The 19609-nt window shown below is 44.5% G+C and carries 14 protein-coding genes and 1 pseudogene; 6 read left to right on the forward strand and 9 right to left on the reverse strand.

What is annotated here, in order from left to right; all coding sequences use genetic code 11:
• Positions 1-94 precede the first annotated feature (94 nt).
• From parC to folA, 4 genes are all read left to right on the forward strand, one after another.
• Positions 95-2347 (forward strand): DNA topoisomerase IV subunit A, encoded by a 2253-nt coding sequence (gene parC, locus BM135_RS02800; RefSeq protein ID WP_092517602.1) that lies wholly within the window; start codon positions 95-97, stop codon positions 2345-2347.
• Between the two features lie 67 nt (positions 2348-2414).
• Positions 2415-3146: a 1-acylglycerol-3-phosphate O-acyltransferase gene (locus tag BM135_RS02805; protein WP_092517604.1), complete on the forward strand. Its 732-nt coding sequence runs from the start codon at positions 2415-2417 to the stop codon at positions 3144-3146.
• A gap of 335 nt (positions 3147-3481) precedes the next feature.
• Positions 3482-4903: a cell division protein FtsP gene (ftsP, locus tag BM135_RS02810; RefSeq protein ID WP_092517606.1), complete on the forward strand. Its 1422-nt coding sequence runs from the start codon at positions 3482-3484 to the stop codon at positions 4901-4903.
• A gap of 335 nt (positions 4904-5238) precedes the next feature.
• Positions 5239-5724 carry a type 3 dihydrofolate reductase gene (gene folA, locus BM135_RS02815; protein WP_092517608.1) on the forward strand — a complete coding sequence of 162 codons (486 nt, stop codon included), beginning with the start codon at positions 5239-5241 and terminating at the stop codon, positions 5722-5724.
• 68 nt (positions 5725-5792) lie between these two features.
• Here the strand turns inward: folA and apaH are convergent, their stop codons facing one another.
• From apaH to lptD, 6 genes are all read right to left on the reverse strand, one after another.
• Positions 5793-6614 carry a bis(5'-nucleosyl)-tetraphosphatase (symmetrical) ApaH gene (gene apaH / locus BM135_RS02820; RefSeq protein WP_092517610.1) on the reverse strand — a complete coding sequence of 274 codons (822 nt, stop codon included), beginning with the start codon at positions 6612-6614 and terminating at the stop codon, positions 5793-5795.
• 2 nt (positions 6615-6616) lie between these two features.
• Entirely contained in the window at positions 6617-6994 is a 378-nt protein-coding gene (gene apaG, locus BM135_RS02825; RefSeq protein ID WP_092517612.1) for a Co2+/Mg2+ efflux protein ApaG, read from the reverse strand.
• Between the two features lie 36 nt (positions 6995-7030).
• Positions 7031-7846 carry a 16S rRNA (adenine(1518)-N(6)/adenine(1519)-N(6))-dimethyltransferase RsmA gene (gene rsmA / locus BM135_RS02830; protein WP_092517614.1) on the reverse strand — a complete coding sequence of 272 codons (816 nt, stop codon included), beginning with the start codon at positions 7844-7846 and terminating at the stop codon, positions 7031-7033.
• The gene (gene pdxA / locus BM135_RS02835; RefSeq protein ID WP_092517616.1) at positions 7839-8840 is read right to left on the reverse strand and encodes a 4-hydroxythreonine-4-phosphate dehydrogenase PdxA; all 1002 of its coding nucleotides are present in this window, start codon (positions 8838-8840) and stop codon (positions 7839-7841) included. Before pdxA ends, rsmA begins: the two co-directional genes overlap by 8 nt.
• The gene (gene surA / locus BM135_RS02840; RefSeq protein ID WP_092517617.1) at positions 8818-10122 is read right to left on the reverse strand and encodes a peptidylprolyl isomerase SurA; all 1305 of its coding nucleotides are present in this window, start codon (positions 10120-10122) and stop codon (positions 8818-8820) included. The genes pdxA and surA overlap by 23 nt, the downstream gene beginning before the upstream one ends.
• A 64-nt stretch (positions 10123-10186) precedes the next feature.
• Positions 10187-12550, reverse strand: a complete 2364-nt coding sequence (gene lptD, locus BM135_RS02845) for an LPS assembly protein LptD (RefSeq protein WP_092517618.1) — start codon at positions 12548-12550, stop codon at positions 10187-10189.
• A 182-nt stretch (positions 12551-12732) separates the two neighbouring features.
• On the opposite strand from lptD, the gene djlA reads away from it, so the two are divergent.
• Positions 12733-13557: a co-chaperone DjlA gene (gene djlA / locus BM135_RS02850; protein WP_092517619.1), complete on the forward strand. Its 825-nt coding sequence runs from the start codon at positions 12733-12735 to the stop codon at positions 13555-13557.
• A gap of 6 nt (positions 13558-13563) precedes the next feature.
• Here djlA and rluA read toward each other — a convergent pair whose 3' ends face one another.
• The 3 genes and pseudogenes from rluA to BM135_RS17280 all read right to left on the reverse strand — a co-directional run.
• Positions 13564-14217 (reverse strand): bifunctional tRNA pseudouridine(32) synthase/23S rRNA pseudouridine(746) synthase RluA, encoded by a 654-nt coding sequence (rluA, locus tag BM135_RS02855; RefSeq protein WP_092517620.1) that lies wholly within the window; start codon positions 14215-14217, stop codon positions 13564-13566.
• 134 nt (positions 14218-14351) lie between these two features.
• Positions 14352-17261 (reverse strand): RNA polymerase-associated protein RapA, encoded by a 2910-nt coding sequence (rapA, locus tag BM135_RS02860; RefSeq protein ID WP_092517621.1) that lies wholly within the window; start codon positions 17259-17261, stop codon positions 14352-14354.
• A gap of 371 nt (positions 17262-17632) precedes the next feature.
• Positions 17633-17953, reverse strand: a pseudogene (locus tag BM135_RS17280) (DNA polymerase II); the annotation flags it as partial.
• An 87-nt stretch (positions 17954-18040) separates the two neighbouring features.
• On the opposite strand from BM135_RS17280, the gene BM135_RS02870 reads away from it, so the two are divergent.
• Entirely contained in the window at positions 18041-19450 is a 1410-nt protein-coding gene (locus tag BM135_RS02870) for a DUF6880 family protein (RefSeq protein WP_092517622.1), read from the forward strand.
• The last annotated feature ends 159 nt before the right edge of the window (positions 19451-19609 follow it).

Here is a 19609-nt window from a genome sequence, read left to right on the forward strand (position 1 = left end):
TAGTGCATAACTGATTGGTGTATAACTGATTAGTGCATAAATAAAGAGAAATATCGCGCACGGTAGTCAATACAGATTCTGAGGAAATTAACACATGAGTGAGATAACTCACGATGGTGTGGAGCGTCAGCCGCTTCACACGTTCACTGAAAACGCCTATTTGAATTACTCCATGTACGTCATCATGGACAGGGCGCTGCCTTTTATCGGTGATGGCTTAAAGCCAGTTCAGCGTCGTATTGTCTATGCGATGTCAGAATTGGGGCTGAGTAGTAGCGCCAAATTTAAAAAATCTGCCCGTACTGTCGGTGATGTGCTCGGTAAATACCATCCGCATGGAGATGGGGCTTGTTATGAAGCTATGGTTTTGATGGCACAGCCTTTCTCATACCGTTATCCGTTGGTGGATGGACAAGGAAACTGGGGAGCGCCGGATGATCCCAAATCCTTTGCAGCGATGCGTTATACCGAATCCCGTTTGTCCAAATATGCCGAATTGCTGTTAAGTGAATTGGGACAAGGAACCGTAGATTGGGTGCCAAACTTTGATGGCACATTGCAGGAGCCTAAAATGCTGCCTGCACGCCTTCCTAATATTTTGTTGAATGGTACTACTGGTATTGCCGTTGGTATGGCGACTGACATCCCGCCACACAATGCCCGTGAGGTAGCGAATGCTCTGATTGCCATGTTGGATAAGTCTGATCTATCGCTTGATGAAGCAATGGAATACGTCAAAGGGCCGGACTATCCAACAGAAGCTGAGATCATCACGTCAAAAGAAGATATCCGCAAGATCTACAAAAATGGTCGTGGTTCGGTGCGGATGCGGGCAATTTGGTCGAAAGAAGAAGGTAATGTCGTTATTACAGCTCTGCCTCACCAAGTATCCGGCGCAAAGATACTGGAGCAAATCGCCAGCCAAATGCGGGCAAAGAAATTGCCGATGGTGGATGATCTGCGTGACGAATCTGATCACGAAAATCCAACCCGCTTAGTCATTGTTCCACGTACTAATCGCGTGGATGTCGAACAAGTCATGAACCATCTGTTTGCAACCACTGATCTGGAAAAAAGCTATCGCGTTAACCTCAACATGATCGGTTTGGATAACCGTCCTTCGGTTAAAGGATTGGTTGAGATCCTCAGTGAATGGTTGGTTTTCCGTCGCGAAACGGTACGTAATCGCTTGAATTATCGTTTGGAAAAAGTCCTGAAGCGGCTGCATATTCTGGAAGGTTTGCTGGCGGCATATCTGAACATTGATGAAGTCATCCATATTATTCGCAATGAAGATGAACCGAAGCTAGTATTGATGCAGCGTTTTGGATTAACCGAAACGCAGGCAGAAGCCATTCTTGAACTGAAATTGCGTCACTTGGCGAAACTGGAAGAAGTCAAAATCCGTGGTGAGCAGGGAGAGCTGGCGAAAGAACGTGACAAACTTCAGGCGATCTTGGGTTCTGAGCGTAAGTTAAGTACTTTACTGAAAAAAGAGATTATTGCCGATGCCGCAAGCTACGGTGATGACCGCCGCTCTCCATTGAAAGAGCGCACAGAAGCGAAAGCCATGAGTGATCATGACATCCTGCCGTCTGAACCGGTTACAGTCATCATGTCAGAAATGGGCTGGGTACGTAGTGCGAAAGGGCACGAAATTGATCCGGCAGGTTTGAATTACAAATCTGGTGACAGTTTCCGCAGTGCGGCACGCGGCAAGAGCAACCAGCCTGTGGTCTTTATTGATACCACTGGACGCAGCTACTCCATTGATTCGTTGGATTTACCATCAGCCAGAGGGCAGGGAGAACCTTTGACAGGTAAACTGGCATTGCCTGCCGGGGCATCGGTTGAGCATCTTCTGATGGCGAAAGAAGAACAGAAATTCTTGATGGCATCAGATGCAGGTTATGGTTTTATCTGTACTTTCAGTGACCTGATTGCTAAGAACCGCGCAGGTAAGGCAATGATCACTTTGCCTGAAAATGCCAAGGTAATGCGGCCACTGGAAATTAACAACGAGCAGGATGATATGCTGCTGGCGATAACCAAAGCGGGCCGCGTGTTAATGTTCCCTGTAGCGGATCTTCCTCAACTTTCCAAAGGCAAGGGCAACAAGATTGTGTCTATCCCCGCAGCTCAGGCCGCATCAGGGGAAGATATGCTGAGTTGGTTGCTGGTACTGCCTCCACAAGCCGCCATTACGCTCTACTTTGGTAAGCGTAAATTGCAACTCCGCCCAGAGGACTTACAGAAATTCAGAGCGGAAAGAGGGCGTAAGGGAACTTCACTGCCTCGTGGATTACAGCGCGTGGAACGTGTTGACGTGGAAACGTCTAATCAATAAGTTAAGTAACAACAAAAATTATAATTGCGGGCCAGTATCATACTGGCCTGCTCTGCAAGAGGCCGCTATGCTAGCAATTATTCGTGGAATTATTGTTATTCTGTTTACAATCCTGATCTTTATTTTTGGTTGTATCTACTGTTTATTCAGTCCACGCAATCCACGTCATGTAATGACCTTCGGCCATGCGTTTGGCAAACTGCATAAAATATTGGGTATTAAACTAGTGGAACGTATTCCGGCAGAAGCTCAGGGATACGGGCCTAGCATTTATATCGCTAATCATCAAAACAATTACGACATGGTTACCATGTCTAATGCCGTGCAGCCACGTACCGTCACTGTGGGCAAAAAAAGCCTGGTTTTTATTCCGTTCTTTGGTCAGCTTTATTGGCTGACGGGCAATATTTTGATCGACAGAGAAAACCGCACAAAAGCACACGGTACAATCTCACAGGTTGTTAATCAAATTACCAAAAAACAGGTTTCGATCTGGATGTTTCCGGAAGGAACACGCAGTCGCGGTCGCGGATTGTTGCCGTTTAAAACAGGCGCCTTTCATGCAGCCATTGCAGCAGGAGTATCTATCGTGCCGGTCTGTGTTTCTTCCACACACCATAAAATAAAACTCAATCGTTGGAATAATGGCACTGTTATTGTTGAAATGTTGCCTCCGATTGATACTAAGAAATATACCAAAGAACAGGTTCGTGAACTGGCAGAACACTGTCGGCAAATGATGCAAAATAAAATTGAAGAACTAGATAAAGAAGTTGAGGGGCTTAATAAGCGGGGGTAATTGAATGACAGTAAACTGTCCGGAATTATTAAGTATGATCTCCTGCATCTTGGATGGGTTATCGCCACAAATTTAAGATAATTTTAGAATTTCTCTCCTATTCGCGATATGATTGCGTTTAATAAATTAACGTTTTTATTAAACGCAATCGATAGAATAATAACTCCTGATAGCCACAATATCGGGGTATTCATCCCAGTAATTATTTGAATTGTACGCCTGAGAGCTTCAAGCCGCAGCTTGGAAGACGAAGAGCATATACCGTCATTGGAGATTGCTATTCTCGTTGTGCAAATTATTTCTGTTGTAGAGACCATTTCTTCTGTGGAGAAAGTATGTCACTGAGTCGGCGCCAATTTATTCAGGCTTCAGGTGTGGCAATATGTTTAGGTGCGCTTCCTTTTGTGATTAGAGCCAAGAAAAATCAACAAACACAATTGCCGATCCCTCCCTTACTGGAATCCCGAATAGGACAACCACTGTTTTTAACTATACAAAAAGCCAACTGGGCGTTTAATGGCCGTAAGAATGCTAACATTTGGGGCATTAACGGACATTATTTAGGGCCAACTATTCGGGTTCGCCGAGGGGATTATGTCAAACTAATATATAGCAATCGGCTATCTGAATCGGTTTCAATGACAGTAGGGGGATTATTGGTACCCGGAACCTTGATAGGGGGTTCGTCTCGTTTGATAAAACCGGAGGAAAGTTGGTCGCCGGTTATCCAGATAGACCAGCCTGCAACCACCTGTTGGTATCATGCCAATACCCCAAATCGAATGGCACGGCATGTTTATGCCGGCCTTGCAGGTATGTGGCTGGTGGAAGACGAAAGCAGCCGTAGCCTGCCGTTGCCCAAACATTATGGTGTCGATGATTTTCCTGTTATTTTGCAAGATAAGCGGTTTGATAATTTTGGTGTGCCACAATACAACCCAACGGATAATCAAGGCTTTCTTGGTGATACCTTGGTTGTTAATGGCGTTGAAAATCCTTTCGTAGAAGTTGCCAGAGGTTGGGTCAGACTGCGTTTACTGAATGCTTCTAATGCTCGGCGATATGAATTGCAACTCAGCGATGGGCGTCCATTCTACATGATTGGTACTGATCAAGGATTGCTGTCTACTCCCATAGCGGTACAGTTATTGTCACTTGCTCCGGGAGAGCGCCGTGAGGTTCTGATTGATATGTCGAAAGGGGAGAGTGTTACCATTACTGCGGGGGAATCTGCAGGTTTAATAGATCGTTTGAAAGGCTTGTTGGAATATTCAACTAAACTCTTATCAACCACAGTATTAACACTGAAAGCCAGTGGATTGCTTCCGTTGGTGACAGATCAATTACCGACTCAGCTTGTAGCTGATAATCCACATATTAACTCCTCCATTCGAAGTCGTCAGATTGACTTGGGATATTACTCATCAGGGAACAATGGTTCACTAGCGAATAAGCATCAAATCGATATAACGAGCCAGCAAGGAGCATGGGAGCGTTGGATAGTCACAACATCAACACCTCAGCCTTTGCATATTGAAGGGGTAAGATTTAAGGTCATCAATCTGAATGGCAAACGTCCAGAGCCACAGGATTATGGTTGGAAAGATACTGTTTGGATTGATAGCCGGGCAGAATTGCTGGTTAATATGATGCAGCTATCTTATGAGAATTTTCCTTTTATGTATTACAGCCAGATATTGGAGATGGCTGATAGTGGGGTTGCCGGAAAGTTGATTGTTAATCCTCCGGGTTTCTAAGCGAAACGCTGTTACCATCTTAATTGAATTTTGCCACTGTCTTAACTCATAGCAGCTTATAGCAAGAAGAAGGTGAGTACAGAAATAAGAGCAAAGAGCAGCCTTGACCTCCTGTCAGATTACTCGCTTTTCAGATAGATATTCTGTGAAATTGAATAAGGATGTTATTTTTGTGTCCATTTGTTAAGTAATATTTTGTAAGACAATGGATTGTTTAACAATTATTGTACAAACTAACTCTTTGTTCGGAATAAGCTACTAATCTTATCGACTGAAAGTAACCCTTTCCGTATAGTGTCCGAAATTTTCATTCTACTTGGCTGTAAGGTGATTTAATGATTATCAGCTTGATTGCTGCGATGGCTATGGATCGAGTTATCGGTATGGAGAACGCCATGCCGTGGACTTTGCCAGGTGATTTAGCCTGGTTCAAACACAATACATTCGGAAAGCCGGTTGTGATGGGGCGAGTGACCTATGAGTCGATTGGCCGTCCTTTGCCAGGGCGCTTGAATATCGTGATCAGCAGTCAACCTGCAAGCGATGAGCGGGTCACTTGGGTAAACTCTATCGAAGCTGCTTTGGCTGCCGCTGGTGATGCCGAAGAAGTTATGGTGATGGGCGGAGGAAAAATTTATGAGCAGTTTATTCCTTTGGTCAACCGTATGTATCTGACTCATATTGATGCAGAAGTGATTGGCGACACACATTTCCCTGATTATGAACCTGACGAGTGGAATTCAGTTTTTACCGAATATCACGATGCAGATGAAAACAATTCACATGGCTATTGTTTTGAAATTCTAGAACGTCGAGAGTGAGCTAATTTTACGTGTGGAGTGCCTTGAGGCACTCCGACGTCACAGGTCAGGATTATAATCTGCTGGATTTATAATTTAGTGAGTAATGAATCCTGGCTGAAATATTGCTTATCTTCCCAACGGAGCATGGTCAATTTACCTCCCCAACAACACCCCGTATCCAAAGCGTAGATGCCCGCAGGTACACCCTGACCTTCCAGTGCGGCCCAGTGTCCAAAGGCAATGGAATAGTCTTCAGGAATATTGCGTGGTAATTCGAACCAAGGTTTTAATGGAGCAGGGGCACTTTCAGGTTTGGATTTGCAGATCATATCCAATTGACCATTTGGAAAACAATAACGCATCCGGGTCAAGGCATTGGTACTGTAACGCAATCGAGCAAGACCGCTTAACTCTGGAGTCCAATTATTTGGCATATCCCCATACATTGCATTGAGAAACAAGGGATAGCTGTCACTACGAAGAATAGCTTCCACTTCACAGGTACATATTTTGGCTGTTGCTAAATCCCACTGCGGGGTAAGCCCGGCATGTGTCATGATAAGTTGTAATTCGTCATCAATTTGCAACATTGGCTGTTTTCTCAACCAATTTATTAATTCATCAATATCCGGTGCCGTGAGTAATTCATCCAGCAAATCTTTTGGTTTATTGCGGCTGATTTTCGCGTAAACCGCCAACAGATGCAGATCGTGATTGCCTAGTACCAGTTTAACTGCGGAGCCGAGTTGTTTGATATAACGCAATACTGCCAATGAATCAGGGCCACGGGCGACAAGATCACCTGTCAGCCATAAGGTGTCTTTATTGGGATTAAAATCAACTTGTTCTAATAAAGCGCGAAATTCACGATAACAACCGTGAATATCGCCAATAAGATAGGTAGCCATAATTAATTTATCAGTGTTGGAATAGCCAGACGGAACACAGGAATGGGAGCTTGAAACGGACGACCGTTGTGATCAATCATTTCATAGTAGCCTTCCATAGTTCCCAAAGGAGTTTCCAAAATAGTGCCACTGCTGTAGCGGTATTCTGCTCCCGGAGGGATCAAAGGTTGTTCTCCCACAACCCCTTCACCTTGGATTTCGATTCGGTGGCCATCACTGTTGGTAATGCGCCAGTAACGGCTAATCAGTTGCACGGGAGAATGCCCAAGATTACGAATTAATACTGTATAAGCAAACACAAAACGTTGTTGTTCCGGCTGTGATTGACTTTCTACGTAAGTACTTTGTACTTGAATATGAATTCTTGGTTCATTGAGCATAAGTGCCTCCTGTTACTGTAATGTCTGTTTATTTACTTAGGCAATTGCAGATTGAGATGATAACCAGTTTGCCATTTTACAGTATTGCTCGACAGAGATGTTTTCAGCCCGCGTGCTTGGGTCAACGCCTAGTTCAGATAACTGTTCAGCGGAGAAAATATTCCCAAGGCTATTGCGGAGAGTTTTTCTCCGTTGGTTAAATGCCTGTGTTGTGATCCGGGCTAACATGCGAATGTCCTGAACCGGATAAGGGGTGCACTTATGTGGGATCAAACGCACAACGGCAGAGTCCACTTTCGGTGCCGGCGTAAATGCCGTAGGTGGTACTTCAAGAACAGGAATTACCTGGCAGTAGTATTGTGCCATCACACTTAAACGCCCGTAAGTTTTACTGCCAGGCCCTGCGACAAGACGATTCACGACTTCTTTCTGTAACATAAAGCTCATATCAGCGATAGCATCAGTATAGCTGAAGAGATGGAACATCAACGGGGTAGAAATGTTATAAGGCAAATTACCAAATACACGCAGGGATTGACCGCGCTCTTTGGCAATCTGACTAAAATCAACAGTCATTGCATCTTGTTGAATGATTGTCAGCTTATCTTTCAATTTGGGATGGACATGCAGACGAGCCGCCAGATCACGGTCAAGCTCGACGACAGTCATTTTATCCATGCGTTCACCAACTGGCTCAGTCAGCGCCCCCAGACCCGGACCGATTTCCACTACGGCTTGGCCTGCCTGTGGGTTTATCGCATCGACAATACTATCAATGGTAAATTGATCGGTTAAAAAGTTTTGCCCGAAACGTTTACGGGCATGATGCCCTTGGTGGACTTTGTTATTCATTACTGTTTTGTATCATTTTAATTGCTAGATTTAATGCGGTGATAAAACTACCCACATCAGCTTGACCTGTCCCTGCCAGCTCCAGTGCTGTGCCATGATCGACAGAAGTTCGGATAAATGGCAGACCCAGAGTAATATTCACTGCCCTGCCAAAACCTTGGTATTTTAACACGGGTAGCCCTTGATCATGATACATCGAAAGCACTGCATCAGCATTATCCAAATATTTGGGCTGGAACAGGGTATCCGCAGGCAACGGACCTTCCAGCCATATACCTTCTGCTCTCAGACTGTCTAAGGCCGGAATAATAACATCTATTTCTTCATGCCCCATATGCCCGCCTTCACCAGCATGAGGATTCAGGCCACAAACATAGATGTGGGGGCGGGGGATACCAAATTTGGTTTTTAGATCATGATTGAGAATAGTGACAACTTCCCTTAGGGAATCAAACGTGATCGCTTTGGGAACATCCAGAATCGGCAGATGTGTTGTTGCCAGTGCTACCCGTAGCTCTTCTGTCGCCAACATCATGACCACTCTTGAGCATTGGCTGTGGTCAGCAAAAAACTCAGTATGTCCGGTAAAAGGCACTCCCGCATCATTAATGACGCCCTTATGTACAGGCCCTGTCACCAATGCTGAAAACTCGCCATTCAGACAACCATCGCAGGCTTTTGCTAAGGTTTCCGTGACATAAGTACCGTTTTCTCGGTTTAACTCCCCGGCAATAGTAGGGGATTGAAGATAAACGGGCAGGATGGTCAGGGTTCCAGCGGCTTGTGATGAAGAAATGTGTTCAGGAGAATAAGTTTGCAGTTGCAGAGGTAAATTTAGTTGCTTAGCCCGGGAGAGCATCAGCTCTGGATCGGCACAGGCAACCAATTGGATGGGCCACTCTTTTTGGGCAAGGGCAATGACTAAGTCAGGGCCAACCCCGGCAGGTTCGCCGGGGGTAATAATGATGGGTTTATTGTTGAGCATCGCTGCCATCTAAAATTTTCACATAAGCGGAGGCGCGTAATTCTTGCATCCAGCTTTGTGCCTCTTCATTGAATTTACGGTTTAACAGCAGGCGGTAAGCACGATCTTTATGTGCTGCATCTGTTCTGTCGATTTTACGGCTATTAGTCAGTTGAATTAAATGCCAACCGAAAGAGGAGTGAACAGGCTGGCTGATTTCACCTTTTTGCAACTGCATCAACGTATCACGGAAAGCCGGGTCGTAAGCACTCGGTAAGTTCCAACCCAGCTCTCCACCGCGCATGGCTGAACCTGGATCTTGAGAGTACTCTTTTGCGGCTTTTTCAAATGAAATTTTGCCACTTAAGATCTCTTCTCTGAGTTGCATCAATTTGCTGCGTGCTTGTTCATCGCTCATGATCGGTGATGTTTTCAGCAGAATATGGCGGGCATCTACTTCAGTGACTGCGATTGGCATCTGGTCACCACGGATATCATTCACTTTCAAAATGTGAAAACCCACGCCGGAACGAATTGGGCCAACAATTTGTCCCTTATGCGCCGATTGAAGCTGTGCTGCAAACAAGGATGGCAATTCTTGTAGTTTGCTCCACCCCATATTTCCACCTTTCAGGGCTTGGGTATCGCCGGAATAGGTCAGTGCCAATTTGCCGAAATCGACGCCATTATTGAGTTCAGACAAGATTTTTTTGACTTTGGTCTCTGCTTTTTCTACTTGTTCCTGACTTGGGTTTTCCGGTAGAGGTATCAGGATATGGCTGATGTTTAACTCAGTGTCCTGACTATTTTGGCTGCCGATTTGGTTCGCCAGCGAATCAATTTCCTGTGGCAGGATATTGATGCGGCTGCGTACTTCATTGTTGCGTACTTCTGCAATAATCATTTCCTTGCGGATCTGATTACGGTAGGTATCAAAGCTAATACCATCTGCGCCCAGACTTTGTTTCAACTGGGCAAGGCTCAAGTGGTTTTGGGCTGCAATATTTGTGAGCGCAGAGTCTAAGGCTTGATCAGGGATAGTAATCTGCATCCGATTTGCCATTTGCAGAATAATGTCATCCATAATCAGGCGCTCGAGGATCTGGTGACGCAAGGCTTTCTCATCCGGTATTTGCTGGCCTGCATGTTTCGCATTGAGTTTAACGGATTGTAAAAGGTTATTGACGTCACTTTCCAGCACGACATCATTGTTAACAATAGCAGCCACTTTATTGAGCTCTTGTGGAGCGGCCATTGCGACAGAGTTTACTGAAAACATCAATCCGAGAATGAGCGATCTCCAGTTCTTCATACATTTCCCATCATATCAATCCCGCCTGGGCGGGGTTATTTTGTTTACATTGCGTTTATCGGTATCAGAATGCGCGTTGGTAAGGAAGAATACCTTGCTGCAACATTTTCTGACTCCCTAAACTATGATTGTTACTTAAGCCACGAAGTTCAACATTGAATGACCATTTGTTGTCATATTGGCTGCTGCCGAAGCGCCAGTTAACGATTTTGCGTTCATAACCCACATTAACCGCCCAGCAGCAAGTGTTGTATTGCAGACCTACCATCTGGTTTGCAGGTTGTTTCTCTTTAGTATCGTAGTAGTAAGCGCCTACAAATGCCCAACGATCTGACAATGGCCAGCTTGCCACCATACCAACCTGAGAAATACCCTGCTGATAAGCGGGGGCGCCTTGCTCCAGAGTGGCTTGAATATAATCGCGGTCAACAAAACGATAGTTCAACTGAAACATACGATCAGCATCACGGCGGTATTCCACTACGGCATTACCCATAGTTAAACTGCCCAGACGATTATCATATTGCAGCCCGCCTTTGAGACCCCAAGAATCATCGATTCTCCAGTGCGCATCGCCAGCCCATGTAGTGGCTCCCGTTCCCTTTTTATTTCCGATAATATCCTTACCACCTGAAATAGACGCAATATCTTCGGTACGTGGGCGTTCAAAGTAGTAAATTTGACCTATGGACAGGCTGAAACGTTCAACTAAATTTTCATCATAAACGCGGGTAGTCATACCCGTAGTAAATTGATTGGCAGATGAAACGCGGTCTAAGCCACTGTAGAAGCGGTCACGGAATAATCCGGTATAGTCCGCTTGCAGCAGAGAAGAATCAAAGTTGTTAATGTTATTCTGATTCTTATAAGGCACATAGAGATACTGAACGCGTGGCTCCAGTGTTTGAGTGTAATCTTGATTAAAGTACATGGCGCGTTCGAACACCATCTTCGCATCTGATTTAAACACTGGCAGGACACGGTTTACCGAATTTTCCAATGAAGCAGTTTTTGGATTTTTTTTAACTGCATCAGAAACATCCTGTTGGTAATGAGTTGCCATCAATTTAAATTCATTATTGATGCTCGCCCAGCCATTAGAAAGAGGTAAGTTAATGGCTGGTTCCAGATGCAAACGGGTTGCATTTGGCCACTGATTACCAACACTGGTAAATCTCGCTATTTGGGAATAGGTATGAAAATCAAATGGCCCCAGATCATTTTTATAATAATTGAGATCTAACTGAGGTTCGGATCGGTAGGCTCTTCTTCTATCATCAATGGTAAAAAGCTGAAATTGCTTGGTTGTCAGTGTGGCATTCCAGTTCTGTTGTGCATAGCCAATACTGAATTTCTGGGTAGCGTAGCCATCGGTACTGGAACCGTATTGTGAGCTGAAATCACGGAAATAGTTCGGATCACTGACTTTGGTATAATCAGCACTGAAACGCCAAACTTGATTCATGACACCACTGTGATTCCAATAGAACAACCAACGGCTATCACTATTCCTCTTGGCTAAATTCTTATCGAATTTCTTATCATCTGCATACAAGCGATCATTATGGATCCAATCCAACGCAACTGTACCCGTACCCGCTTCAGTTAAGTAACGGAATTCATTATCCAGCTTCAAACCGCGCATAGTAATGAGATGCGGAGTAATCGTGGCATCATAATTGGGTGCAATATTCCAGTAATATGGAAGCAGGAACTGGAAGCCATCTTTATTGGAAAAACTGGCATTGGGGATCAAAAAACCAGAACGGCGTTTGTCACCAATCGGCAATTGCAAGTATGGGCTGTAAAACACAGGTACATTGGCAATGCGGAAACGTGCATTCCAGATTTCAGCTAATTGCTCTTCACGGTCAAGGATTACCTCGGAACCAACAACACTCCAGCTATCATTGCCGGGCAGACAGGAAGTGAATACTCCATTATTCAGAATGGTATAGCGGTTTTCATCACGCAGCATCATTTTGTCTGCGCTGCCACGCCCTTGACGACCAACCATCTGGTAATTGCCTTGTTCCACGTCGGTATCTTTATTATTCAGATTAGCCCAGGCGCGTGGCCCCTTCAAAATGATCTGGGGATCATCATATTGGACATTACCTTCTGCGGTAATAGTGCGGACAGGTTCTTTATCTTGTGTTTGTTCGAGCCGAACCCTATCGGCTGTCAGCGTTTTATTTCCCTGTTGGATATCAACATTGCCAATAAACTCAACCAAATTGGGATATTCACCGTGAGTATCATTGGATTTAATGTTAATTGGCATTTTATTAGGATCGCCTGTGATAATTGGCTTATCGTAGACAGGTACACCCAACATACATTGTGCTGCAAGGTCAGCATGAGCTTGCTGACTATAAAGAGCTGCCCATACCATTGTGGCCAGCAGGGTAGGATAACATTTATTCATAGATGTTTATGCGGTTCCGTCATCAGTGGCATCGTGCCGGCAAACGCTCAGAGACTAACGTAGTTGAGATATATGCGCCAGAGTAAAGTTTAACTTTGCTAATCTTGCTGTTAGGCACAGAGCTTAATGAATAGTATGATAATGCAAAATTGCGCTCAGGGCATTGGGGAATTGAAGACTATATGCAGTATTGGAGAAAATTATTTGGATTGATATTTGGGATTGCGTCTGGTACTGGTTTTTGGGGGATTGTGATCGGCTTATTGCTTGGTCATCTACTCGACAAAGTCAGGACGAAGAAATTGGGGGAGAGCACTAAAGGTTCAACCCGACAGGCACTGTTTTTCCGCAGTACTTTTCAAGTATTGGGACACTTGACCAAAGCAAAAGGTCGGGTAACAGAAACGGATATCCAGCTAGCCACCCAACTGATGAACAGAATGCAGTTACATGGTGAGGCTCGGCTTTCCGCACAGCAGGCATTTCGTGAAGGTAAACAGCTTCAATTTCCTTTGCGTGAAACATTGCGACAATTACGCCGTGCTTGCTTCGGTCGTTTTGACCTGATTCGAATGTTTCTGGAAATTCAGTTACAAGCTGCATTTGCTGATGGTGAACTGCATCCCAATGAAAGAAAGGTTCTGTTTGTTATCGCCGAAGAATTAGGCATTTCCCGTGTTCAATTTGAACAATTTCTTGCCATGATGGAAGGAGGACGTCATTTTGATGGGCATAATTTTGGTGGGCAATCCCAGCAACATGGACATTATCAAGGTCATAGGCAGCAGCGAGCGACATTGGAAGATGCTTGTAAAGTATTGGGCGTCAATAAACAGGATGATGCGACAACCATTAAGCGAGCTTATAGAAAACTGATGAGTGAGCATCATCCCGATAAACTGGTGGCAAAAGGCTTGCCACCAGAAATGATGGAACTTGCGAAACAGAAGGCACAGTCCATCCAGTCGGCTTACGATTTGATTAAAAAGGAACGGGGCTTTAAATAGCACTCGTCAAAATTCGGCTTTGCACTCAAAATGCATTGGCGTGCCATGAGCCGGATGAGTAATGAATAGCTCTTGGGCATGTAATTGCAGGCGAGGTGCCAGTTCTCTTGCCTGCGTATGAGCATAGAACCTATCTCCCAGAATAGGATTACTAAGTGCCAGCATATGTACCCGCAGCTGATGGGAACGTCCTGTGATTGGTGCCAATCGGACACGGGTTGCCTGAGCTTCATATTCCAGTACCTGATACTCAGTTTGCGCTGACTTGCCCGTTTCAAAACAGACTTTTTGTTTCGGGCGCTTCGGCCAGTCGCAGATCAAGGGTAAATCCACCAATCCTTTTTCTTGCTCCATTTTTCCCCATACCCGCGCGATATAGACTTTTTTCGGCTCACGTTCACGGAACTGGCGTTTCAACTCACGCTCGGCTGCTTTAGTCAGAGCAACGACCATGATACCGCTAGTGGCCATATCCAATCGATGGACTGATTCAGCTATGGGAAATTCAGCCTGTATCCGCGTCATAATACTGTCCTTGTGCTCTTCTGCTTTACCCGGCACAGAAAGTAATCCACTGGGTTTATTAACAACCATAATGTGCTCATCCTGATACAGCACATATAACCAAGGATCGGTCGGGGGATTATAAGACTCCAGCATAGTGGCTCCAATGGGTCGGAAAAGGTTGGATTTCAGGGGCATCTCACGGAGAAAGCCCCTGAACTTAGATTGGCTAACGATTGATAGCTATTTATTTATGTTATTCACGGGAAACCATTTTATTGGTGAGAAACTTATTGGTGAGAAACGATCACCAAACGAATAGCATCCAAACGCCAGTTAGCCTGATCAAGATTGAGCAGTAGATTCTTATGCTCAGATTCAATCGCTTCCAGTTCATCATCACGGATATTCGGATTAACCGCTTTCAGGGCTTCCAGACGTGACAATTCAGCCGACAGCGCTTCATCTGCTTCTTTCTTCGCCGTCTCAATCAACACGCGCGCTTGCTCTTCAATCAGAGGCTCTGATTGTTGCAAAATAGCATGAACTTCTTTCTGTACCGCATTAACCAACTTGCTGGCGTTGTGACGGTTGATGGCGTTCAGCTGGCGGTTGAAGCTTTCAAACTCAACCTGAGAAGCCAGATTGGTTCCTTTCAGATCCAACAACAGGCGCACTGGCGTTGGTGGCAAGAAACGGGTCAATTGCAGGTGCTTTGGCGCTTGGGCTTCAACAACGTAAATCAACTCAACCAACAGTGTACCGACTGGCAGCGCTTTGTTTTTCAGGATGGAAACGGCACAGCTTCCCGTATCCCCAGACAGGACTAAATCCAGACCATTGCGAATGATTGGGTGTTCCCAGCTCAGGAATTGAGTATCTTCGCGGGACAGTGCTTTTTCACGGTCAAACGTAATGGAGCAGCCATCTTTTGGTAATCCGGGGAAATCAGGCACCAGCATATGATCGGATGGATGCAGGACAATAATATTGTCGCAGCGATCTTCCTGATTGATGCCAATGATATCGAACAGATTCAGGGCAAAATTCACCAGATCAGTATCGTTATCCTGTGCAGCAATCTGTTCTGCCAGTTTCTGGCCTCGCTCGCCACCATTGGAGTTCATCTCCAACAGACGATCACGTCCTTGCTCCAATTGTTGTTTGAGCGCCTCATGATGCTTGCGGCATTCTGCAATAAATTCACAGAATCCGGTTTGCTCATTTGGTTTGGCAAGGAAATTCAGCAGGATTTCATAATATTTGTCATAGATGGGGCGACCTGTAGGACAAGTATGCTCAAAGGCATCCAGACCTTCGTAATACCAACGCAGAAGAATGGATTGCGCAGTATTTTCCAGATAAGGCACACTGATTTTGATATCGCGGCTTTGACCGATACGATCCAGACGACCGATGCGCTGTTCCAGCAAATCAGGATTGAATGGCAAATCAAACATGACAAGTTGGTTGGCAAACTGGAAGTTACGTCCTTCTGAGCCAATTTCAGAACAGAGCAGTACTTGCGCACCTTCTTCTTCAGAAGCGAAATAAGCAGCGGCACGGTCACGTTCCAGCAAGGACAAACCTTCGTGGAACACGGCACTGCGGATACCTTCGCGCTCACGCAAAACTTGCTCCAGTTGCAGCGCAGTTTCTGCCTTGGCACAAATCACAAGTACTTTCTCATCGCGGTTTGCCATCAAGAAACCCATCAACCATTCTACACGGGGATCGAAATTCCACCATGTGGCATTTTCCCCTTCGAATTCCTGATAGATCCGCTCAGGATAGAGCATATCTTTGGCACGGGCTTCTACCGTCTTTTTGGCACCCATGATTTCAGAAACCTTAATTGCCGTCTGATATTGGGATGGCAATGGTAACTTGATCTCATGCAATTCACGATGTGGGAAGCCTTTTACACCACCACGGGTATTACGGAAAAGGAGTCGGCTGGTGCCGTGACGATCCATCAGCATGGTGATCAGTTCGCGGCGGGCATTTTCACTCTCTTCATCCTGATTGCTGTTTACTGCTTTCAGCATAGGTACGATATCCTGCTCACTGATCAGGTCACCGATTGCATTTTGCTGATCATTGTTCAGTATTTCACCGGATAACAGCAACGTAACAGCATCTGCGACAGGGCGGTATTGCTGTTGTTCATCAATAAAAGCCTGATAATCGTGGAAACGATTTTGATCCAGCAGGCGCAGACGGGCGAAGTGGCTTTCTTGTCCCAACTGCTCCGGAGTTGCTGTCAACAGCAAGACGGAAGGGATTTGTTCTGCCAATTGTTCGATAACATGATATTCGCGGCTTGGGGATTTTTCGCTCCATGCCAGATGGTGGGCTTCATCTACCACCATCAAATCCCAACTCGCTTCCAGCAGATGTTCAAAGCGTTGCTTATTGCGGCGAACAAAATCCAGCGAACAGATAATCAGTTGCTCGGTTTCGAATGGATTATCGCTGTCATGAAGCGCTTCGCTGTATCGGCCATCATCAAACAGCGAAAAGCGCAAATTGAAACGGCGCAGCATTTCTACCAGCCATTGGTATTGCAGGCTTTCAGGCACAATGACCAACACACGTTCCGCACGTCCAGCCATCAATTGCTGATGGATAATCATACCGGCTTCAATGGTTTTACCCAGACCAACTTCATCCGCCAGCAATACACGAGGTGCGTGACGCTTGCCCACTTCATTAGCAATGTGTAATTGGTGAGGAATTAAACTGGCTCGAATACCACGCAGCCCACTTTCTGCCAGACGGAATTGCTCACTTTGGTGTTTACGGGCGCGAAAACGCAAAGCAAAGCGATCCATGCGGTCAATTTGCCCCGCAAACAGGCGATCCTGTGGCTTGTTAAACGTCAGCTTGCTATCCAGAAAAACTTCCCGCAAGCAGGTATTTTCTTCTTCAGTGTCCAGACGAGTACCGACATAGATCAGCTGGCCATTATCTTGCTGGACATCATCGATCTTGAGTTTCCAGCCTTCGTGACTGGTCACGGTATCGCTCACATTAAACATAACGCGGGTGATGGGGGAATCATTGCGTGCGTAAAGGCGGTTTTCTCCGCTGGCAGGGAAGAGCAACGTCACCATGCGCGCATCAAGCGCCACGACTGTTCCTAATCCAAGTTCGCTTTCTGTGTCGCTTATCCAGCGTTGACCAAGAGTAAATGGCATAAATTTTGGCTCAGTTTTCTGTTAGACAATATTATTTATGGTTGCAGGGTGGCTGCTTTTGTCGGATATCGATCATCATTGGTTATCGATAGGGATAGTTTTCAACTGAATTTTACAACGCCCGTTCTTTTTATAACGGGATCACAAAAGTACAGTAGCCCATTAGAGGGGCGATATGTTAATTGAAGCTGAGCAAGTCGTCACCTGCAAAAATATCCATTATTCAAAAGATATGCTCATTTGCCCAGTCAGCAGGGGCATAAAGTCATCTTGAATAAATGGCAAGATGGTTTCGCCACCATTGGTTGACAAATTGCGTCAGAGAATGCCCGATTTGACTGGCTTCTTCTTCTGAATGGAGACGTTTTAGCCAGTCCAATGGAATATAGCTCGCCATGCTGGCTGGTTTCGATATCCAGAGACACCCATTTCAAATCAGGCCGATAGGCGGGATTGGGTTTCATTTGATAACTTATGTCGGATTTGTGGCTGAACCAAACGGGAGCAGTAGTAAAGCGCTCCATCATAAACCTATCGGGTGGGCGGATATCTGTTTCGTAGAGGAGAATACCCTGCTCCCTGAGCGCTTTTTCCAGATGTTGCAATTGACGATATTGTAATCAATATTGCGCCGAAACAGGCTGACGATTGAAATCTTTCAATGGCAATGTCTTTATTTCACATTGCCGCTCCTACGTTAGTAGAGGTTTTGCTTTAGGCAAATCACATTGAGGAATAAAGGCAACTGCTTTTTGACGGGCCACTTGTTGGGGGAGATAATGAAAAATGGGTTAACTAAAAAGCAAATGGAATTGCTCACCAGTTTTGATAAAGAAAAACTGCTTGAAATTATTCAAGTCATTATTACGAATAATGAACAGGCTAAAACCACATTAAGTAGTGGCTACCTGTTGGAACCGAAAGATATTTTGAAACTGATAGAAAAAGAATATAAAAAATGCACTAAAAGCCAGCGATTCCTTGATTATCATGAAGCTGATATCTTCTTTAAAGAACTACATAAAATGATGGCTCCGCTGCTTAATAATGCGATATCAAAGGCACCGAAAGAGTCGGAAATACTATTGGAGAAAATAGTGCTGGATTTTGACCGTGTGGCTGAAACTAAGGATACGTCAAGCGGTGGCTGGCAGGATTATTACTTTTATGTAATTGAAACGTGGGTAAAAGCACTTGCCTTACAAAAAGATGTCGATAAGGCTGTTGTTGCGAATAAGCTTTTTAATATCGCCCAAAAAACTTATTTTTGTTTTAACGAGACTTTCTTGCTTAATTACAAAAATGACTTTGGTCTGGCAACATTTCAATTACTGCGGGATCTCTTTTATCAACATAAAGAGTATAGAGAAGCCATAGCTATCAGCAAGGCTCTCAATGATATGGATTTCCTGAAAATGATGATTGATCAAGATATTGAATCCGCTTCAATAATTACAGCTTATCTGGCTTATGCAGAATTGCTGATTGAAGATGTCCGGGCGGATGAAGCTATTGTGGTATTGGAGAATTTTCGAAAAGATCATGAAATTCAGCGATCCAGATACTATGATGTACTGATGTCGCTATTAATTAAAGCCAATATTGAAGAAGGCCAGAAAGAAAAAGCAAAAGAACTTTGCTTTGAAGCCTTCCAAAATGACTACAGCTATAAATTTTATGAATTATATGAAAGTCTGATTGACGAAAGTGAAAGAGTGCAGGCGATACAATTATTTCTGGATAGCAGTAGAAAAGATGGAGATTTCCAATATATTTGTTTCTTGGTCGAAATGAAGAAATTTGATCTTCTCAATGAATATATTCTGACGCTCGAAGAGGAAGATAAAGCCAATATTGTGGAAACTTTCGGCCATAAATTGGCTAGGGAAGGTTCAACTGGGCTGGATAAATGCGGATTTGCTCATTCTGCGATATTTTTGCGACGAGCATTGGTCAGTGAGGTTCTAAATCGCGGTGCAAGTAAATATTACAAATATGCTGTTTCTGATCTGAAAAAGAGCTTTGACTATAGCCAAAAGCTATCAGATTGGCAGGGGCTTGATATGCATGAAACTTATCTAAACGGATTGTATGAAAAGCATAAAAGAAAAGTTTCATTCTGGGCCTTGGTAGAAGAAAAAATTAAAAACGTTTCAGTTGGTAAAGGTAGTGTGCATTACGAAAAGTGATAATTTAACTGCTGATAATTAAATATATTTACTATCACTCGAGGAGGAATAATTAAATTCCTCCTTTATTCAGGTTGCTGCTTTGTGGGTTAAAAAGATGGAAGGAGGGAGATTATTTATAATGGATGATTTTTATCAGAAATAGACTAATAATTAAAG

This window comes from Xenorhabdus japonica (assembly GCF_900115195.1).
GTDB lineage: Bacteria > Pseudomonadota > Gammaproteobacteria > Enterobacterales > Enterobacteriaceae > Xenorhabdus > Xenorhabdus japonica.